Origin of the sequence: Nocardioides sp. NPDC057577, from assembly GCF_042801335.1 — a bacterium.
Taxonomy (GTDB): domain Bacteria; phylum Actinomycetota; class Actinomycetes; order Propionibacteriales; family Nocardioidaceae; genus Nocardioides.
In genome coordinates, this window is record NZ_JBHVGB010000001.1 from 1 (window position 1) to 19,574 (window position 19,574).

Annotated in this window: 12 protein-coding genes; 4 read left to right on the top strand and 8 right to left on the bottom strand. The window is 71.1% G+C overall.

Translation table 11 applies throughout. From position 1 onward, the window contains the following. Both ACFU7D_RS00005 and ACFU7D_RS00010 read right to left on the bottom strand, forming a co-directional pair. A partial coding sequence (locus ACFU7D_RS00005) for a helix-turn-helix domain-containing protein (protein WP_378861625.1) occupies positions 1-1,859 on the bottom strand: 1,859 nt, incomplete at its 3' end. Between the two features lie 63 nt (positions 1,860-1,922). After that, positions 1,923-3,923 carry a thioredoxin domain-containing protein gene (locus tag ACFU7D_RS00010; RefSeq protein WP_378861628.1) on the bottom strand — a complete coding sequence of 667 codons (2,001 nt, stop codon included), beginning with the start codon at positions 3,921-3,923 and terminating at the stop codon, positions 1,923-1,925. 222 nt (positions 3,924-4,145) lie between these two features. Here ACFU7D_RS00010 and ACFU7D_RS00015 point away from each other — a divergent pair, with 222 nt between their 5' ends. After that, positions 4,146-4,961 (top strand): substrate-binding periplasmic protein, encoded by an 816-nt coding sequence (locus ACFU7D_RS00015; RefSeq protein WP_378861631.1) that lies wholly within the window; start codon positions 4,146-4,148, stop codon positions 4,959-4,961. A 43-nt stretch (positions 4,962-5,004) separates the two neighbouring features. Here ACFU7D_RS00015 and ACFU7D_RS00020 read toward each other — a convergent pair whose 3' ends face one another. Further along, positions 5,005-7,245: a LuxR C-terminal-related transcriptional regulator gene (locus ACFU7D_RS00020; RefSeq protein ID WP_378861634.1), complete on the bottom strand. Its 2,241-nt coding sequence runs from the start codon at positions 7,243-7,245 to the stop codon at positions 5,005-5,007. Between the two features lie 204 nt (positions 7,246-7,449). Here ACFU7D_RS00020 and ACFU7D_RS00025 point away from each other — a divergent pair, with 204 nt between their 5' ends. Next, on the top strand, positions 7,450-7,920 hold the full coding sequence (locus tag ACFU7D_RS00025; RefSeq protein WP_378861637.1) for a hypothetical protein: 471 nt from the start codon (positions 7,450-7,452) through the stop codon (positions 7,918-7,920). A gap of 144 nt (positions 7,921-8,064) precedes the next feature. Further along, positions 8,065-9,345, top strand: coding sequence for a hypothetical protein (locus tag ACFU7D_RS00030; protein WP_378861640.1), 1,281 nt, complete (start codon positions 8,065-8,067; stop codon positions 9,343-9,345). 25 nt (positions 9,346-9,370) lie between these two features. Here ACFU7D_RS00030 and ACFU7D_RS00035 read toward each other — a convergent pair whose 3' ends face one another. Both ACFU7D_RS00035 and ACFU7D_RS00040 read right to left on the bottom strand, forming a co-directional pair. Then, on the bottom strand, positions 9,371-14,923 hold the full coding sequence (locus ACFU7D_RS00035; protein ID WP_378861645.1) for a carboxyl transferase domain-containing protein: 5,553 nt from the start codon (positions 14,921-14,923) through the stop codon (positions 9,371-9,373). Between the two features lie 121 nt (positions 14,924-15,044). Further along, entirely contained in the window at positions 15,045-15,497 is a 453-nt protein-coding gene (locus ACFU7D_RS00040; protein WP_378727239.1) for an agglutinin cell wall attachment protein, read from the bottom strand. Between the two features lie 148 nt (positions 15,498-15,645). Between ACFU7D_RS00040 and ACFU7D_RS00045 the strand changes: the two genes are divergently transcribed. Next, positions 15,646-16,227, top strand: coding sequence for an XRE family transcriptional regulator (locus ACFU7D_RS00045; RefSeq protein WP_378727241.1), 582 nt, complete (start codon positions 15,646-15,648; stop codon positions 16,225-16,227). Here the strand turns inward: ACFU7D_RS00045 and ACFU7D_RS00050 are convergent. From ACFU7D_RS00050 to ACFU7D_RS00060, 3 genes are read right to left on the bottom strand one after another with little or no spacing between them, the layout of a single operon-like run. Next, on the bottom strand, positions 16,205-17,443 hold the full coding sequence (locus ACFU7D_RS00050) for an amidohydrolase family protein (protein ID WP_378861648.1): 1,239 nt from the start codon (positions 17,441-17,443) through the stop codon (positions 16,205-16,207). The two genes, ACFU7D_RS00045 and ACFU7D_RS00050, sit on opposite strands and share 23 nt — an antisense overlap. Continuing rightward, the gene (locus ACFU7D_RS00055) at positions 17,440-18,225 is read right to left on the bottom strand and encodes a creatininase family protein (protein WP_378861651.1); all 786 of its coding nucleotides are present in this window, start codon (positions 18,223-18,225) and stop codon (positions 17,440-17,442) included. Before ACFU7D_RS00055 ends, ACFU7D_RS00050 begins: the two co-directional genes overlap by 4 nt. Next, a complete protein-coding gene (locus ACFU7D_RS00060) occupies positions 18,225-19,568 on the bottom strand; it encodes an FAD-binding oxidoreductase (RefSeq protein WP_378861654.1) in 1,344 nt (447 codons plus the stop codon). The genes ACFU7D_RS00055 and ACFU7D_RS00060 overlap by 1 nt, the downstream gene beginning before the upstream one ends. Positions 19,569-19,574: the final 6 nt, after the last annotated feature.

Genomic DNA, 19,574 nt, shown 5'->3' on the forward strand with positions numbered 1-19,574 from the left:
ACCTCGAGCTGGCGCTCCGGCTCCTGCCAGCCCTTGCCCAGCAGCCGGGTGACTCGCTCCAGGCGCTGGGTGACGGTGTTGACGTGCACGTGCAGCGCGCCCGCGGTGCGGGTGAGGTTGCGGTCGGCTGCGAAGTAGGCCCGCAGGGTCTCGACCAGCTTCGAGCCCTTCGCGGTGTCGTAGTCGATCACCGGACCCAGCCGCGAGGTGACGTACGCCGCCGGGTCGCCGTCGGAACCGAGCAGCAGCCCCACGAAGCCGAGGTCCTCGGCGGTGACCACCTGGCCCTCGCGACCCAGGGTCATCGCGGCCGCCAGGCAGCGGCGGGCCTCGTCGTAGCCCTTCACCACGGCGCCGGGGCTGCTCAGCGGTCCCGGCACCGGACCGGCGGCACCGACCGTCACCGGCGCACCCGCCGAGAGCCGCAGCCCCTCGACGACCAGCTCGCCGGCGGAGCGGGCGTCACAGTCGGGGAAGATCAGCACGACCTGCCCCTGGCGCACCGCTGCGAACCCGTCGTGGGTGGCCGCGACGAACGTCGCCGCCTGGCCGACCCGGGCCCGGTCGCCGGGAACGTCGGCGACCACGACGGCATAGTCCCGGGACAGGTCGGCCTGCAGCAGCCGGCCGCGCTCGCGCAGCGTCTCCGGATCGGGGGTGGTGCCGGAGAGGAGCTCGTCGAGTAGCTCACCCCGCACCCGTCCCTCGGCCTCCGCGACGCTGCGGCGGAAGAGCAGCAGCAGCGCCGTCACCAACGCCGCACGCTCCAGGATCCGCTGGTCGCCGTCGTCCAGATCGCCGTCGTCGCGGTCGACCTCGCGCGGGCCGAGGAGCATCGAGCCGAGCTGCTCGGCGCCGGCCAGGACCGGGGTGGCGTAGATGTCGCCACTCCCGGCGGTGCGGCTCAGGTCGAGGCTGCGCCTGGTCACGGCCGCCTCGTAGTCGGAGACCGGCTGGTCCGGGGCGCTGCTCGCGATGGTCTCGCCGTTCAGGTCCAGCACCACCACCCGGGCGCCGAGGACCTCGGCGACGCTGCGTACGACGTCGTCGACGCCGCCGCCCTCGACGACGATCCGGGTGAGCCGGTCGTGGGCGTCGGCGGCGCGCTCGACGGTCTCGTTGCGGGTCTGCAGCTTGCGCGTGGTGACCTCGAGCTCGGCGACCGCGGCGCGGGTCTCCTCCAGCAGCCGGGCCTTGTCGACGGCGATCGCGGCGTGGGCGGCGAGGGAGACGAGCAGGGCGCTCGCCTCGGTGCCGAAAGGACGTACGGTGCGATTGGCCGCGAAGAGGACGCCGATGACCTGGGCGCCGAGCAGGAGCGGCACGCCGATGATGGCCCGGATGCCCTCGCCGCTCACCGCGGCGTCGATGTCGGGTGCGTGCCGGAACCGCCCGTCGGGAATGTAGTCGGCGGTCGAGTAGGGCTTGGTGGTCTGGGCGACGAGGCCGCCGAGCCCGATGCCGTAGGGGATCCGGGTGGAGCGGAAGGCCGCGGTCAGGATGCCCTCGGTCACCCGCATGTACTCGCCACGACGCTCGTCGTTGAGGGTCAGGTAGGCGACGTCGCTGCTGAGCAGCTGCCTCGCCCGGGTCACGATCGCCTGCAGCACCGCCTCGAGATTGGTCAGCATCGCCAGGTCGTTGGCCGACTCGAACAGCGCCCCCAGCTCGCCCTCACGCCGACGGCGCGCCTCCAGGGTCGCCCTGACCTGCAGCGCGAGCCTCTTGGCGTAGTCGATCCGCTCCAGCTCCTCGGCGGCCGCTCCCGCCGTGCGCGCGGCCTGTGACGGCCCCTCGAAGTCGGCCTCCGCGGCATCCCCGGCCAGCAGCTCCAGGAACGCCACCACATCGACCTTCATGTGACCGAAGTTACACTTCTACGCGCGCGCCGACATAGGCGATCACCACATAGTTGCCCTCGATCAGGTATGGGTCTGCGCCAGGTCTCCCGGTGAGGTGACGGGTCGTTCGCAGACGAAACCCCGACAGACGTACGCCGCCGCCCTCCCGTCCACGGAAGTCCGACCGCTCAGCAGCGGGATGTCGTCGCGGGCCCCGTCGGCGACGACGACCACGGCGCCTGGCCTGCGCCGGGCGGCGGCCTCGAGTGCGTCACGGTCGGGTCCCGGCGGGCCGACGACCGCGATCTCGAGCGGCCCGTCCTTCATGGTGGCCGCCGCTGCCAGCGACCAGCCGGCGAACCGGGGCGCCTTGGCCATCAGGGTGCTCGTGGCGGCGAGCGCCTCCTCGGCGGCGGTGCGGTAGCTCCCCTCGCCGGTGAGGGCATGGGCGGTGACGAGCGCATGGACCATCGCACTGGTGCCGCCGGGGCTGGCGTTGTCGGAGGGATCCCGCGGGCGGGTGACCAGCGCCTCCGCGTCGTCGGCGGTGTCGTAGAAACCGCCGTCCTCCGCGCGGAAGTGGGCCAGCGCGGTGTCGATCAGGCTCGTCGCCCGGTCCAGCCAGGTCGAGTCGCCGGTCGCCTGGGTCAGTGCGAGGAACCCCGACGCGACGCAGCCGTAGTCCTCGAGCACGCCCACGTGCGCTCCTGCCCTGCCATCGCGGCTGACGCGGAGGAGGCGTACGTCGCTGGTCGAGCCGCCGGAGCCGCTAGGCGGAGGCGTGTCGAGGCCAACACAGTGCGTTCCCGCCAACAGCTCGCCCGCCGCGACCGCGGCCTCGACGTACCGCGGCTCGCCCAGCAGCAGCCCGGCGTCGACCAGCCCGCTGATCGCCAGCCCGTTCCACGCCGCGACGACCTTGTCGTCGCGGGCCGGACGTACTCGCTGCTCGCGCGCGGCGAGGAGCCGCGCCTTGACCGACTCGAGCCGCTCGGTGTCGTCGGGCCGGTGCCGCAGCTGCAGCGTCGAGGCCCCTTCTTCGAAGGTGCCCGCCTCGGTCACCTCGAAGACCTCCGCGGCCCAGGCGCCGTCGTCGGCACCGAGGACATCGACGAGCTGGCCCGGGGTCCAGGCGTAGAACTTCCCCTCGACCCCCTCGCTGTCGGCGTCGAGCGCGGAGGCGAACCCGCCCTCGGCGGTGCCGAGCTCGCGGATCATCCAGTCGGCGCTCTCCCGCGCGACCCGGTCGCCGAGCTCGGTCCCGAGCCGGGCGTAGAGGCCGACCAGCTGCGCGTTGTCGTAGAGCATCTTCTCGAAGTGCGGAACGACCCAGCCGCGGTCGACGGCATAGCGCGCGAACCCGCCCCCGACCTGGTCGTAGATCCCGCCGCCGGCCATGGCGGCGACGGTCCGCGAGAGCATGTGCGGAACCCGCGAGCCGGTCTCCGCGACCCGGCGCAGGAACTCCAGCACCATCGACGGCGGAAACTTCGGGGCACCCCCGAATCCGCCCGCCATCGGGTCGAACTCCCCCGCCAGCGTCTCGACCGCGGCATCGACGTCCACCTGCCAGTCGCCCGCCGCTCCGGCCGCCCCGGAGATGGCGGCCAGGTGCTGGCGTACGTTCTCCGCCACCGCCCCGATCTCCGAGCGCCGCTGCGTCCACGCCTCCGAGAGCGCCTGCAGCACCTGCGTGAACGCCGGCTGCCCGTGGCGCGGCTGGTCCGGGAAGTAGGTGCCCGCGAAGAACGGGTTGCCGTCGTGGTCGAGCACCACCGTCATCGGCCACCCGCCGGACCCGGTCATCGCCGTCGTCGCCGCCATGTAGACCGCGTCCACGTCCGGCCGCTCCTCCCGGTCGACCTTGATGTTCACGAAGTGCCCGTTCATGTACGCCGCCGTCGTCTCGTCCTCGAACGACTCGTGGGCCATCACGTGGCACCAGTGACAGGCGGCGTACCCCACCGAGAGCAGGACAGGTACGTCCCGCCCCCTCGCCTCGTCGAACGCGTCGCTCCCCCACTCCCACCAGTCCACCGGGTTCTGAGCGTGCTGGAGCAGGTACGGCGAGGTTGCAGACACGAGTCGGTTGGCCACTCCCCCAGCCTTGCACGCACACGAGCACGTGAGGCGAATGCGGAGCCGGCCGCTGCGGCACCCAGGGGTTCATCGCTCGTTGGCGCCGTGTTCGTCGAGCCATGCTCCGCATGACGGTCGGGTCCTGTTGTCTGACTCATGCCTTAACGCTCGGGCCCGCAGGCCAGCCAAGCCAGGTGCCACCGCCCCCAGCAACAGGACCCCCACATGAGTCAGATCAAGCTGGTCGTCGCCGGCGCAGTGGCCCTCCTGGGAGTAATCGCCTTCAGCGGACACTTCTCGCACCCCACACCATCCGCCACCGACAAGGCGAGCGCCGCGGTCGGCAGCAGGACCCTTCGGATCGGTGTCGAGAGCACCGAACCCGTCTACTACCAGAGCGACGGCGCAACCAGGGGCTTCGACTACGAGATGGCGCGCAGCGTTGCCGACGGCATGGGCGTCGAGGCCGAGTTCGTGCCGATGGACTTCAACGAGCTCTTCCCGGCCCTGCGGGCGGGCAAGATCGACATGATCGGGGCCGAGGTCACCCAGACGTCAGAGCTGGAACGGGAGTTCGACTTCAGCGCGCCGTACTTCTCGACATACGTTGCCTTCCTCACCCCCGAGGGATCGACCATTCGGACTCGCCGTGACGTCAACGGGAAGAGGATTGCGGTTGTCGACGGTGCCATCCAAGCGGCCTACCTCGAAGAGAAGTACCACGACGTCGAGATCATCAGGGCCCCGAACGTGGGCGCTGCCGTCGAGCTGATCGAGCGAGGCGAAGCGGACGCGATGTTTCATGGCGCACCGTACGCTCAGTCGATCATCAAGAGCGCCCCCGTAGCCCTGGAAGAGCCGATCGTCTACCAGGTCGACGACGCCCCGATCGGGTTCGTGATCCGCTCTGGCGACCAGCGCAAGGAACACATCGACGAAGCCCTGAGGGAAATGGTCCTCAGCGGCCGGTGGCTGAAGATCAAGACCGCCTACTTCGAGGCAGACCCGCTCTCCGACATATTCCGTGACAAGGGCTCCTGACCCTGCCACCGTGCACACGTTGCAGGACTCCCGGGGCGCACCGCTAGGAGCCGAGGAGCCCGATCGAGATGACCTGCCGGACCGCATCGCTGCGCGAGGAGACGCCCAGCTTCCGGTAGATCGAGGCGACCTGGGAGCTGACGGTGTTGCGGGAGACGAACAGTCGCTCGCCGATCTCGCCGATCGTGAGGTGGGTCTGGAGGTAGGGCAGCAGGCGCAGCTCGGCCGGGCTCAGGGGCGGCCTTCCCGCGGTGACGCGTTCGGTCGAGCTGATCCTGGCGCGCAGCCTCGCGACCTGGTCGACCAGCACCCCGAGGTCCGGTCGGCGCTGCAGCACGTCGTCGATCTCGCGCAGCAGGTGCCGGGCGGACGTCTGGTCGCCGCGTGCCCAGAGCACCCCGGCGAGCTGGAGGCGGCCACGCACGGCCAGGTACGGCAGGACGTACGTGCAGGACGGACGTGCACGCATGGCCCTGGTCAGCTGCCGGTCCGTCTCAGCGAGATTCCCGTCATGCATCCCGAGACGGGCAGCGGCCGCGAACGCGAGGACGCTCACCGCGTAGTCGTACGTACGATGCTCCTCGACGACGGCGAGGGCGATGGCCACGCTCTCGGCCGCCTCGTCCCAGCTGCCACGTTCCATCGCCAGCAGCGCGAGCTCCGCGTGAGCGTTGACGATGGTGTCGGTGTTGCCGACCTCGGCTCCGACGGTGGCGCTCTCGGTGAACAGGGCGGCGGCCCGTTCGACGTCGCCCAGGAGCAGATGCGCCTCGGCAGCACCGGTCAGGGCCGTGTCGCGCCAGGGGCTCCACGGCGGTTCCTGGGCCATGGCGAGGTCGGCGTCACGCATCATCGCCGCAGGTCCCGTCGGGCACATGGCGGCACGCAGCATGGCACGCGCGGACTCGAACGAGGCGGTGCCGTCCATCGGCACCCAGTCGTACTCCGCGGCCTCTGCCACGGCGGCCCATCGTTGCGCTCGCAAGGGGTCGCCGCCCCAAACGCCCATCCACGCGGCCAGCACGGCCAGGGGAGGATGGTCCTCGACGGCCGAGTCACCGAGCGCGGACAGCCATCGCCCCACGGTCGACAGCTGGCCGGCGCTGTAGGTCGGCAGCACCAGCTGCGTCGCGATCTGGACGCACCGATCACGCTCGGGCGTGTTCAACAGGTGCTCGAGGGCCATCGCCGAGGACTCGTTGGCCTCGAACCAGTCGGCGGCCCGCAGGTGCAGCTTCGCGACGACCTCGGGTTCGACCCGACGAAGCTCGCCGAGCAGGAACTCCCGATACAGCGGGTGATAGCGGTACCACTCCCGCCGTCGGTCGAGCGGGAGCAGGAACGAGTTGGATCCCTCGAGCGCGAGGAGCTGGTCCTGACCGTCGGTATCCCCCGAGAGCGCATCGCACAGCGAGCCACACAGCCGGTCCAGCACAGCGGTACGCCGCAGGAACCGCTGCGTCGCCTCGTCCAGCCCGCTCAGCGACTCCCGGTAGAGGTAGTCGGCCACGTACCGGTCGTCGCCGGAGATGCTCGACACGTCCTGCCTGGTGTCCCGAGCGATCGTCGCCGCCAGGTACAGGCCGGCCGCCCAGCCCTCCGTCCGCTCGGTCACCACCACTGCCCGGTCATGGGTGAGGGGTACCTGCGCCGCGGCGAAGATCTGCTCGGCACCCGCCACGTCCAGCGCCAGGTCGGACCGCAGCACGTCCAGGACCGCGCCGGAGGCGCGCAGCCGAGCCAGATGCGGCTCCTCGACCCGGCTCGCCGAGACCAGCTGCGAGCCGACCGGGACACCGGAGACGATGACGCTCAGCACGTCGCGGCAGGCCGAGGAGTGCAGCTCGTGCAGGTCATCCACCATCAGCACGAAAGGTTCCGGACTGCGGCTGAGGGCTGCGGCCAGGCGCGGTGCGGCGCGTCCCAACGGCGAGACGGCCAGACCGCTCACCTCCGCAACCACGCCCTGCTGATCCGGCACGGCCCGCGCGTACGCCGAGGCGAGCAGCACGAGGAGAGCGCTGGGATCGTCGTCCAGGCGGTCGAGCGACACCCAACCGACGGGGCGGTCCTCGGACTGTGCCCACTGCGCCAGGAGGGTGGACTTGCCGTAGCCGGCGGGCGCGGTGACTCCGACCGCCGGTGCGCAGCTGCTCCGGGCCGCCTCGATCAGAGGGGCCCTGCTCACCAGGCTGAGCGGCAGCTCGGGAACCGAGAGCTTGACGTCCAGCAGGACCTCGTCGAGCCCGGCAGCCGTTCGCGTGGCTTCGCCACCGACTTCCACCATTCGAACGCTAGAGATCCGAGAAGCCCGACGTCTCACCCCTGCCGGATGACTTGTGGGCACAACCGCTTCGACACCGTCCCGTTTCACACAATGAGAATGATTCGCCGAGTGGTCCCGCCGACCAGATTGAGATCATCCGTTCACTTCCCGGCCCGACTTCGAACCCTCGTGGTCGGCGGCACAGGCAAGGAGCATTCCGTCATGACCGAAGAGACCACACCGAACGAACGAACCACCTGGCAGGCGGAGGAACCGCCGCCGCCCAGCAACTGGCAGGCGCAGGAACCGCCGCCCAGCGGTTGGGCGACCGGCTTCATCATGTTCGCCGGCGTGATGATGATCATGGTCGGCAGCTTCCAGGCCTTCGCCGGCCTCGTCGGCATCTTCGAGAACGAGTTCTACGTCACGACCCCCGACTACCTCCTCCAGTTCGACGCCACCACCTGGGGCTGGATCCACCTGGTGCTCGGACTGGTCGTCGTGCTGGCGGGCTTCGCCGTGCTCAACGGCAGGGTCTGGGGTCGCACGGTCGGAGTCATCCTGGCCGTGCTGAGTGCCTGCGCGAACTTCGCGTTCCTCCCCTACTCCCCGTTCTGGTCGACGCTGATCATCGCGGTCGACGTCTTCGTCATCTGGGCGCTGACGGTGCACGGTCGCGACATCACCCGCTGACCTGGTCACCGAACGACCGGCTCGGGCGGCGGGACACGGGTTCGTCCGTTCCGGGTGATGTCTCGGACGGACCCGCCGGACAGCCTGGGCACTGGCCTCGTTCGAAGCCGCTCCCAAGACCACCGAAGGAGTGCCATGTCAGGCATGTCCGCAACCGACGACCCCGAGACCACCACCGCGGACCGCCCCTCGCGAGGCCGTTCGATCGCGGCGGTGATCTGCCTGGTACTGGCGGGGTTGCTGATGACGCCGGCCGCGGTGGCCTACTGGGGGCAGCGCACCTTGAACGACGCCGAGCGGTACGTCGAGACCGTCGGCCCTCTGGTGGAGTCACCCGAGGTGCAGGACGTGATCGCGACCCGGGTCACCGCGGCGATCCAGAAGCAGGTCGACGTCGAGGCGATCCTCAACACCGCGTTCGCCGGCGTGATCGCGGACAGACCGCGCCTGGAGCAGCTCGTGGCGCCCCTCGCCGCGGCCATCAACGGCCTGGTGGAGCGCGAGGTCCGCGCGTTCATCGCCTCCGACGAGTTCGCCGACATCTGGGTCCTGGCCAACACCAGAGCCCAGCAGAGCCTCCAGCGCATCCTGAACGGCGACGACTCCGGTGCCGTGTCGCTCCAGGGCGACGAGCTCGTGCTCGACGTCGACGAGGTCATCGAACGAGTCAAGGATCGACTCGTCGCCCGGGGTCTGACCATCGTCGAGAACGTGCCCATCCCCGAGACCGACCGTCAGATCGTGCTGATGGACGCCCCCCAGCTCAGGCAGGTACGCACGATCTACGCCTTCTCGAACCCGGTGGCCCAGTGGCTCCTGCCCGTGGTCGGGGTCCTGTTCCTGGGCGCCTTGGTGCTGGCCCGCCGCCGGCCCCGGATGGCGGTGTGGATCGGGGCGGTCATCGCCGCCAACGCCCTGCTCCTGGCATGGGTGCTGTCCATCGGAGAGCAGATGTTCGTCAATGCGCTCGCCGGAACCGATTTCGGGCCGGCGAGCCGGATCTTCTTCGACACCCTGCTCACCTACCTCGACCGCGGCCAGCAGGTGGTGCTGTGGCTCGGTCTGGTGATCGTGGTCGCCGGCTGGTTCGCCGGTTCCAACAGGTACGGCACCACGGCACGTACGACCATCGGCGGAGGTCTCGAGAACCTCGGTTCTCGCTTGGGGGACGGCCCCGTCGGCGCAGCGGGCCGCTGGGTCGCCGCCAACGTGGGCTGGGTGCGAGTCGTCGTGGTGGCGCTGGGCGGTGTGGTCCTGCTCTGGGGCAACAACGTCTCGATGAACCGGCTCTGGTGGTCCCTGGCCCTGGTGGTCGCCCTGCTGGTCGTTCTCCAGGTTCTGGTCGGAGCCGGCCGGCCCAGGGAGACGACCGCCTCCCTGGGCTCCGGACCGGCGACCGGACCGGAGCCCGGGCCCGCGATCTAGCCGGAGATGTGGTGACCCCGCTCGGTCACCCGTTGCCCCACGTTCGCTCGATGACGTCGATCACCTTGGGCCGCAGGTCGCTCGCCGCGATCACCTCGTCGACCGAGCCGACCTCGACGGCGCGGTGGATGTCGTGCACGTCGTCGAACTCGGCCGCGACCTCGGCGATCTTGTCCGCTCGCAGCTGAGCGCGGAGCTCGGCCAGCTCGACGACGAGCGCGCCGCGCTCCCCGTCCTCGGCGTGGTCGATCCGCTCCTCGAGCGCGGCGACCCGCGGGTCCGCCGCCGCCCGCTTGGAGACCTCCGCGGCGAACACGACGGCGGCCGCAGGGGCGCCACCGAGCACCGAGGCGTACGAGCCCTCGATCGCGAGCACCGTCATCGACGGGTTCAGGTGCTTGGAGAACACCACGAAAGCACCGCCGTGATAGCGGGAGATGACGCAGAAGACGATCGGGCCCTCGAAGTTGACGACCGCGCGGCCGATCTCGGCGCCGTACTCGAGCTGCAGGTTGCGCATCGACTCCGGGGAACCGTCGAAGCCGGACAGGTTGGCGAGCACCACCAGCGGCCGGTTGCCCGACGCGGCGTTGATCGCGCGCGCGACCTTCTTCGACGACCGCGGGAACAGGGTGCCCGCGGTGTAGGTGTCCGGACCGTCGGTGGGAGGGAAGCCGGCGCGCGGCACCGGCTTGGACTCGATGCCGACCAGGCTGACCGGATAGCCGCCGATCCGGGTGTCGACGACCACGGCGGTGTCGGCGTCGGCCATGCCGGCCCACCGCTCGAGCATCTCGTGGTCGGCGTCGGCCAGCGCCCGCATCACGGTGCGGATGTCGAAGGGTCGCTTGCGGTCGGGGTTGTGCTCGGCCGAGAAGATCTCCCCGACGCATGCGAAGTCGCCCGCGTGGGGGAACGACGACACGTCGCGGTCGATCGGGTCGGCCGTCGGGGCCCGGCGTGGCCCGGCCTCGCCGGGAACGATGTAGCTGTGCTCGTAGTGCGCCATGAGCACCCGGAAGGCACCGGCCAGGTCGGGCACCCAGTACTGCGCCTGCCCGTTCGGGCCCATCACCCGGTCGTAGCCGCCGATGCCGTGGTTGTCCTCGGCGGACACACCGCCGGAGAAGTCGAGCGACTGCTTGCCGGTCAGCACCATCGCGCTGTCCGGGGTCATCACGAGGATGCCCTTGGTGTGCATCAACATCGTCGCTTCGGCGTTCCAGTAGGGCTGGGCGCCGACGTTGATCCCGGCGACGACGATGTTGATCTCGCCGCCGGCCTGGGTGAACTGGACGATCCGGCGCAGCGCGGCCGCGACCCAGTCCATGTTCTCGGTGCCGCTCTCCATCGAGATCCGGGCACCGGCAGAGACCGCGAACCACTCGACCGGAACACCCATCTTCTCGGCGAGGTCGATGGCCGCGATCACCCGGGCGCACTCGGGCTCCGAGAGCGCGCCGAGAGACTTGAGCGGGTCACCGCACAGCACGACTCGGGTGATGCCTTCGGGGTAGAGAGTGCTCGGCGTGGTCACGACGGCGACGATCATGCCTGCGCGGTTGAGCCCGGGAGCACGATCGACGGGAACGAGTACGCCCTCGGCGTCGAGGTCGTGCTCGACGACCGTGCCGCTCCCGGCCAGGGCCTTCTGCAGCTCATAGGGGTAGACGAGGCCGCGGCGTCGGGCGCGCAGCACCTTGCCGGCGTAGTCGTCCAACGGGGCGAGCGGCTCGGTGGGCGGTTCGATGACGTCTGCCACGACCCCCGAGCCCGGCTTGGCGTGGAAGCGGATCGCCAGCCGGTTCGGGGCGCCGCCACCCGGCGATGCGATCCGACCCTCGGCGAGCACCTCCTCGATCCCGGTGCCCTCGCTGAGCGGGGTGATCTTGCTCTGCAGCGCGGTGATCTGGTCGAGATCCGCCTCGACGACCGGCCACACCGTCACCCAGACGTGGTTGACGTCGAGCTTGGTGCCCTCGCGGCCCCGGGCGGTGCGTACGCGGCGGATCGACTCGAGGCAGTTCTCCACGGCACGCTCGACGTGCGGCAGCGCGATCACGCGGCCCTCGTCGTCGCGGACCACGGCGAGCTGGCGGGCCTGGGCAGCCGCGACGAGGCGGCGGTCGGCCGGGTTGGCCCGGGCGACGCACTCGTAGAGGAGAACGTCGTCGGGCGCAGCGAGCCGGGTGACGTCGAACTCGCTGAGGCGCCACAGGTTGAGCCTGCGACCGACCATCGGGTGCATGCCCCGGACCAGTGTGTCCTCGACCAGCTCGGCTGTCGGGATGTGAGGAGCGCCGTCTGCGTGGTGGCGGTAGGTGAAGTAGTCGATCGGCTGTGGCGCGGCATGGCAGACGGCGACCGAGACGCGACGGGCGCGGCGGGCGAACTCCTGCCCGGCGAGCATCTTGGCGATCTCGGTCGAAGCGAGGTCCGGATCGGTAGGCGCGTCGGTCCAGCGCAGGTAGATCTCGACGACGTCGTCGTGGTCGGAGCTGAGCGCCGAGGTGATGGCGGCACCGAGCGGACCGTCGGGGTGGGCGAGCTCCGTGACGTCGCCGATAGTGGACACCACGCGGGTCGCGCCCTTCTCGTCCGTGGCGTACTCGGCGTGCGCGACCGGGCGGCCGCCGCCATCGGATGTGCCGGCGCTGGTGACGGTCAGATCGTGCAGGTGGTAGTCGCGGTAGTGCCGGCGGATCAGCACCTCCAGCAGCGGCTCGCTCTCGGGAAGTCCCTCGACCAGCCGGTCGCGGAGGAAGCCGACCAGTGGCTCGGGGACAGCCGCCAGCGCGTCGATCCGCGCGGCCCGGTCGGGCGCGTCGGGGTCGGTCAGGGCGGCGACCTCGGCCGGCACGCCCGCCAGCACCGCGCGGCGCTCGTCATCGACCAGCGGCTGGTCGAACCAGCCGAACCGTACGGAGCGGGCCAGGTCGCCGACCACGGCGAACCGCAGCTGCGTGGCACGCACCATCCGCTCGAGCAGCGCACGGACCGCGGCGGCGTCCTCCGTCGCCGGCGGCGGGTCGCCGAGCCAGCGCTGCAGCACCCCGATCGCGACGTCGACGTCGGAGGGATGCTGCTGGGCGAGGAAGATGCGGAACACCGCACGCTCGAGCTCCGGCGTACGTTCGAGGTCGGAGACCCCGTAGTGCGCGAGCACCCGCAGCAGCTTGTCGCGGAAGTGGTCCGGAAGCGCGCCCCGGTCGGGGTCCAGGCTGCGCAGGTAGGTGTGGAAGTACTCCCGCGAGCTGTGCACGCGCAACTCGGTGGACGGTTCGTCACCGGCCGGGCGGTTGCGGCTGAGCTCGGCGAAGTCGGTGAACAGCGCCAGCAGGTCCATCTCGGTGCGCAGGGTGTCCGCGGGCGCACCGGTGGAGCGGGAGGCCAGATGGGCGGCGAGCAACGCCGGACGCTGATCCTCCTCGACGTCGTAGCCGAGCAGCAGGCTGCTCAGGTCGGCGATCGCGCCGTTGCTACGGCCGGGCTCGGTGGTGGGTGCGGGCAGATCGAGGTCGGCCAGGGTGGCGGTGCTCGCCTGCTCGCCCTCGGCTGCGCCGGTCGGCTCCAGGCGCAGCAGCGGCGCCGCGGTCTCGACCTGGCTCCCGACCCGGACCAGGAGCTCCTTGACCCGGCCGGTGAACGGCGCGGTCAGCGCGGTCTCCATCTTCATCGACTCGAGCACCAGCACGGGGTGACCGGCCGCCACCTCGTCGCCGACGGCGAGCGGAGTGGACACGACCAGCGCCGGCGCGGGAGCGCGGACCATGCCGCCCTCGTCGCGGCTGACCCGGTGCATCACGTCGTCGACCTCGACCAGATGGACGGGGCCGTGGGTGGCGCTCACCAGCCGGTAGCGGTGACCGTCGACGGTGAGCCGGCCGTGCACCTCGTCGATCCGGTCGAGGGTGGCGGTGAGGGTGCGCCGCTCGCCGCCTGCGGTGATGGTGACCTGGTAGCGCGCCGGTCCGGACTGCCGCACGGTCAGGGCGTACGTCGCCCCGCGCAGCTTGAGCTCGATGGTGCGGGCAGGATCGTGCTGGATCTGGGGTCGGCCGCCCTGGGCCGTCTGCAGCATGCGGGCGATCTCGCCGCGCTCGGCCTCGTCGTACCCCTCGATCGCGGCGGCGACGAGCGCGACGCCGGCGTGCCGGGCGGCTTGGAGCCGCCCCTCGCCGCGCACCCGGTCGATCCACCCGGTGTCGGCCCAGGCCGGGCTGCCGGTGGTGACCTCGGGCTGGTCGAGGAGGTCGAGGATGAAGCTCTTGTTGGTCGCACCACCGTCGATGATGACGGTGGTCTCGCCCATCGCCCGGCGCAGTCGCGCCAGCGCCTGCTCGCGGTCGGCGCCCCAGGCGATGACCTTGGCGATCATCGAGTCGAAGTCGGCCGGGATGGTGTCGCCCTCGGCCACGCCGGTGTCGACCCGGATGCCGGGGCCGGCGGGGAACTCGAGGCGGCTGATCCGGCCCGGCGCGGGCGCGAAGTCGCGGTCCGGGTCCTCGGCGTTGAGCCGGGCCTCGACCGCGTGGCCGCGCTCGGCCGGCCGGTCACCGCTCAGCGGCACGCCGGACGCGACCTGGATCTGCAGCGCGACCAGGTCGGTGCCGGTCACGACCTCGGTGATGGGGTGCTCCACCTGGAGGCGGGTGTTGACCTCGAGGAAGGCGAACGTCCTCTCGCCCGGGTGGTAGAGGAACTCGACGGTGCCGGCTCCGGCATAACCCACCGCCGTGGCGAGCCGTTCGGCGGATGCCTTGAGCTCGGCGGCCTGGGCCTCGGAGAGCAGCGGGGAGGACGACTCCTCGATGACCTTCTGGTTTCGCCGCTGCACCGAGCAGTCGCGTACGCCGATCGCCCAGGCGGTGCCCTGACCGTCGGCGATCACCTGGACCTCGACGTGGCGGGCGTCGGTGACCAGCTTCTCGAGGAACACCACGCCGCTGCCGAACGCCCGCTCCGCCTCGTCCCGGGTGCGCTGGTACGCCTCGGCGAGCTCGGCACCGGAGGTGACCTTCCGGATGCCGCGTCCGCCACCGCCGGCGGTGGCCTTGAGCATCAGCGGGTAGCCGATCTCCTCAGCGCTGGCGAGCGCCTCCTCGAGCGTGTCGACCCCGCCGCGGCTCCAGGGAGCCACCGGGACACCGACCTCCTCGGCGATCAGCTTCGAGCCGATCTTGTCGCCGAGCTTCCGCATGGCCTCGGCGCTGGGGCCGATGAAGGTGACGCCCAGCCGGTCGCAGAGCTCGGCGAAGGCGGGGTCCTCGGCGACGAAGCCCCAGCCGACCCAGGCGGCGTCGGCGCCGGAGGCGACCAGCGCCTGCTCGAGGACGGCGAGATCGAGGTAGGGGCGATCCGCGGCCGCGCCGAGCAAGTAGGCCTCGTCGGCCTCACGTACGAACGCCGCCCCGGCGTCGACGTCGGTGTGCAGCGCGATGGTGCGGATCGTCCCAACGGACGTGTCCCGCGCGTTGAGGTCGCGTACGGCGTGGATCAGACGCATGGCGGCTTCGCCGCGGTTGACGATGGCAATTCGGGAGACCTGTGGCACGGTGCAGACCCTTTCATCTGGCACCCGCTGCTGTGACCGCTCGACTCCGACAGGCTTCTGATGAATTCCTTGTCGAATTCCTAGTGGACACCACCCGGCGACACCCCGGATCGCACGGGAGCTGCCGGCTCAGGATGGCCGTTTCCTACAACGTCCGGCGGGCGCCGTTGACCTTCTGCCGAAGCCAGACAGGGGTGCGATCCTCGTCACGCGGGAAGGTCTCGAGGTCGAGGGCGTACAGACCCGGGTGCGCGGGCCAGCGCCAGACGGGTTCGTCGTCGTAGTTGAACGCGACGTTCGTCGTGGGCGTCTCGCCGCCCTCGCACGCGATGGTCCAGCGCGCGGAGAACCAGGCGCCGCGACCGGGCTCGTACATCACCCGTCTGAGCTCGTCGGTCAGCGCGAGGATGGTGTCGGGCGGCCGGGCCTGGGCGAGGCTGCCGTCAGGTCGGTGCACATCGATGCGTCCGGTGAAGAACATCGACAGGTTCCGGTGGTTGAAGACCAACGTGGACCAGTCGCCCTCGACCTCGTCAGCGAGGTGGAGGACGATCTCGTCGATGAGCTGTTCCTGTCTGACCACAGGAGGAACGGTCATGCCCATCAACCTACTACCGTTGTCGACAGTAGTTCGAAACTCCGTTTCACGGTGTTGGTACGGATGAGTTGTTTCCAGCACACGACGGATCCGTGAGTTCCTCGTGACGCGGTGAACGCGGACCACCGTCGACGGCTAGGTTGAGCGGGTGACTCGGAACCCGCGACAGTCCCTGGATCGCTCGGTGCTGCGGCTGGGCGCCCGCGTGCGGGAGCTTCGCAAGGCGCAGGGGATGACGCTGGTCCAGCTCGCCGAGGCGACCGACCTGTCGCACCCGTTCCTGAGCCAGATCGAGCGCGGGATGGCGCGCCCCTCGATGTCCTCGCTCTTCCGGATCGCCCAGACCCTGGGCACCACCCAGCAGGGCCTGCTCGCCGACAGCGTCGAGAGTGCCTCCGCCGGTCCCTTGGCGGTCGTACGCCGCTCCGACCCCGGCACCGCGGAGGCGTCCAACGGCGCGGTGCAGGCGCTGGTCGCCGGGGCCGACCACGCCTTCATCCCGATGGAGTTCACCGGGGACGAGACGACCTGGGACCGCTACTGGCAGCACGAGGAGGACGAGTTCGTCTACGTCGTGGGCGGGACGCTCCGGATCGACCTGGACGGCGAGGAGCAGACCATGGGGACCGCCGACTCGGTCTACATCCCGGGCGGCGTACGCCACCGGTGGGCGAGCGCCGACGGCGAGCTCTTCCGGCTGCTGGTGGTCAAGGAGCAGCGCGGACGCTGACCCGCCTCAGCTCCGCGGCGATCTCGTGCTCGTCTGCGGTGACGAGGACACCGTCGCGTACGACGACCCGACCGGCGACGACCACGTGTCTCGGGCGCCGCCCGGGCGAGGCCCACAGCAGACCGGCCGTCGGATCGTGGACGCCGGCGTCGGCGACCCCGGAGACGTCCCAGACGCACAGGTCCCGGCCATCCCCCAACCCTGGGCGGCCGAGCCCGGCGGCGGCGCCGGTGGTCGCCATCGCGAGCACGTCGGCGGCCGCCAGCGGCGGACCGACCAGTGGCGCCACCTGCATCGCGAGCCGGGCGTCGGCGAGCAGGTGGCCGGCGTCGTTGCTGCCGCCGCCGCTGGTGCCGAGGCCGACCTCGACCCCCGCCGCACGGAGGGCGGCGACCGGCGCGATCCCCCAGCCCATCGGCAGGTCACAGCCGGGCGCGTGGGTGGCGCTGACCCCGGCCCCGGCCAGCCGCCGGATCTCGTCCGGCGTCACGCCGCACAGATGGGCCAGGGTCACGTCGGGCGCGAGCCAGCCCCACTCCTCCAGCAGGTCGATCGGGCGCCGGCCGTAGCGCTCGGCCGCGATCGCGACGTCGACCTGCTCGCCTGCCTGCGTACGCCGCCGCAGCCCGCGCCGGGCAGCCACCTCCGCCATCAGCCGGAAGGTCGGCTCCGGGTCGGAGTGCACCCCGGCCGGACCGACCGCGACCTGCAGCATCCCGTCGGCGCTCACCCCGCCGGGTGCATCCCCGACCAGCGCCTCGGCGATCAGGTCGGCACTGTGCGCCGCAGTCTCGGGATCGTCCCGGGCAGCGCCGCGGACGAAGACCAGGCGGGCGCCCAGCTCCGCTGCCGCCCGGGCGGTCCCCTGCGCCAGCGGCACCGTCTCCTCGGGGCTCAGGGCGGCCGGCCAGGTCAGGTGGTGGTCGGCCACCGTCGTCACCCCGCAGAGCAGCGACTCGGCGAGTCCCGCCCGCGCCGCGGCGTACGTCAAGGACGCGTCCACCCCGACCCGGTCGTAGGCGTCGGCCATCGTGGGCAGCCAGGTCGCCATCGGCACCCCTCGCGTGCCGGGGAGGGTGCGGAACGCAGTCTGCAGCAGGTGGTGGTGAGCGTTGACCAGGCCAGGCGTGACCAGGCAGCCGGTGGCGTCGAGGACGTCGTCGGGCCCGTCGACCGAGAGGTCCCCGGCAGCCGCTCCGGTGATCCGCAGCGTCATGCCGACGGCGTGAAGCGGGAGGCCTCGACGATGACCTCGGCCAGCGTGGCGACCCCGGCCTCGAAGCGGGCCTTGCCGTCCTCGGCGGTGGCCGTGGTCGGGTCGCCGAGGTAGCCGTCGGTGCCGAAGTCGTCGGAGAGCCAGCCGAAGGAGACCGGCTTGCCGAACCCGATGTGTTGGTAGCCGGTGAGATGCGAGGGCACCTTCCGCTCGCCTCGCTCCTGGTGCACCAGCTCGGGCCGCAGGTGGAGCATCATCGAGGTCTCCCCATGGCCGCCATGGATGCCGAGCCCGTGCTCGTCCGCGCGTGAGGACGAGCCGCCCTGGTCGGGTGGCACCGAGAGGTGGGCGAAGAAGGTCGCGAGCCCGAACTGCTTGCGCAGCTCACGGCTGGCGACCTGCCCGAGCGCTGAGTTGCCGCCGTGCCCGTTGACGAAGAGCAGCCGGGTGATCCCGGAGGTGCTCAGCGAGCGGCCGATGTCGACGAGCACCCGCATCAGCGTGTCCCAGGAGAGCCAGATCGTGCCGGGCGACCAGGAGTGCTCGTCGGACTTCGTGTAGGCCAGCGGCTCGAGCAGCACGACCGACGCCGTCCCGGCCGCGGCCACGGAAGCCACCGCGGCCGAGGCCGCCTCGGCGGCGATCACGTAGTCGGTCGAGACCGGCAGGTGGGGTCCGTGCTGCTCGATCGCACCGAGACCGAGCACGGCGACCGTGTCCTCGGGCAACGATGCGATCTCGGGGGCGGTCAGGTCGGCGAACCTGGGCACGTGATGGGACATCAGCGGACTCCGATGTTGACGCGGGTGTCGACCAGCGCATGGTCGGTGAGCTTGCCCTGGTTGAGCAGCCCCTTCGGGTCGCGCTCGCGCGCGACGGCGGTGACGAGCTCGACGTTGCGGTCGACGTACCACTGATGGGGCGAGTGCACGCCGACGCCGATCTCGTCGAAGCGCGGGATCCCGGCGAGGACCCGCTCCTCGGAGACGTACTCGGCGACCACCATCGCCAGCGGGCCCTTCCCCATCAACTCCAGGTGGAGCCAGACCGGCCCGTCGTAGACCTCCCGCACCCGGTCGGCGTCGCTCCAGTAGAGCTCGCCCCCGGTCTCCATGTGGAACCAGCTCCGGTCCCGGTGGGCGCGCTGGAGGAAGTAGACCGGATGGTTGTAGGACATCCCGGAGAGCAGATCGGTCGCGGCATAGTCCTCCAGAACAGCCCGTACGCTGCCCCCGGCCGCCACCACGAGCGACTCGATCTCGGGGACCGTGGAGGCCTCCGCGATCACCCGCAGGCTGTGCTGGGCCGGGTCGAGCTCGACGTTGGTCGTCAGGGTCGGGACCAGCGCGGGCTCGTCGCCCGAGGCCAGCCGTGGCCGCACCGGCAGGTCGAGCAGCCGGCGGTGCACGGACACCATCGCGTCCCAGGTGTCGAAGGCGGCGTAGACCGCGACCCAGTCGCGCGCGGGGTCGGTGCGGACGACCACCGAGGTCACGACGCCGGTCACGCCGTAGGCGTGGATGTAGGGCTGCGTCTCCTCGCCCTGCACCGTGATCAGCCGGCCGCTGCCGTCCATCGGGGCCACCGTCAGCTCCGCCACGAAGCCGTCGGAGGTGGTGCCGTGCTCGATGGTCCCGGTGCCCGCGCTGCCGCCGCCGATGAAGCCGCCGATCGTCGAGCCCTTGGTGGACGGGAAGATCCAGAGGTCGCGTCCGGACTCCCGGGCGACCTTGTCGATCCGAGTCATCCGGGCACCGGCCCCTGCCCGTACGTCACCGTCGGGCCGCACCTCGATCGCGTCCAGGCCACGCAGGTCGAGGATGATCCCGCCGGTGAACGGGGTCGCCTGGCCGTAGTTGCCGGTCCCGGCCCCACGTGGGACGACCGGAACATCGTGCTCGTAGGCGACCGCCAGCACGTCGGCGACCTCCTGCTCGGTCCGCGGCCGGACGATCGCGTCCGCGACATAGCGCCCGCTCGGCACCTTCTCCTGGAGCACCGGCGACATCCGGGACCAGTCCGAGGAGAGCTTGACCAGCGCGGCCGGGTCGGTCTCGACCCGGTCCACGCCGAGACGGTCGGCGATCAGAGCGGTCACCTGGGACGTACGCTGCGAAGTCGTCATCGCACG

Coding starts and splice junctions, on each gene's coding strand:
- ACFU7D_RS00015 (WP_378861631.1), top strand. CDS start 4,146: ATGAGTCAGATCAAGCTGGTCGTCGCCGGCGCAGTGGCCCTCCTGGGA.
- ACFU7D_RS00060 (WP_378861654.1), bottom strand. CDS start 19,568: ATGACGACTTCGCAGCGTACGTCCCAGGTGACCGCTCTGATCGCCGAC.
- ACFU7D_RS00050 (WP_378861648.1), bottom strand. CDS start 17,443: ATGACGCTGCGGATCACCGGAGCGGCTGCCGGGGACCTCTCGGTCGAC.
- ACFU7D_RS00030 (WP_378861640.1), top strand. CDS start 8,065: ATGTCCGCAACCGACGACCCCGAGACCACCACCGCGGACCGCCCCTCG.
- ACFU7D_RS00040 (WP_378727239.1), bottom strand. CDS start 15,497: ATGACCGTTCCTCCTGTGGTCAGACAGGAACAGCTCATCGACGAGATC.
- ACFU7D_RS00055 (WP_378861651.1), bottom strand. CDS start 18,225: ATGTCCCATCACGTGCCCAGGTTCGCCGACCTGACCGCCCCCGAGATC.
- ACFU7D_RS00025 (WP_378861637.1), top strand. CDS start 7,450: ATGACCGAAGAGACCACACCGAACGAACGAACCACCTGGCAGGCGGAG.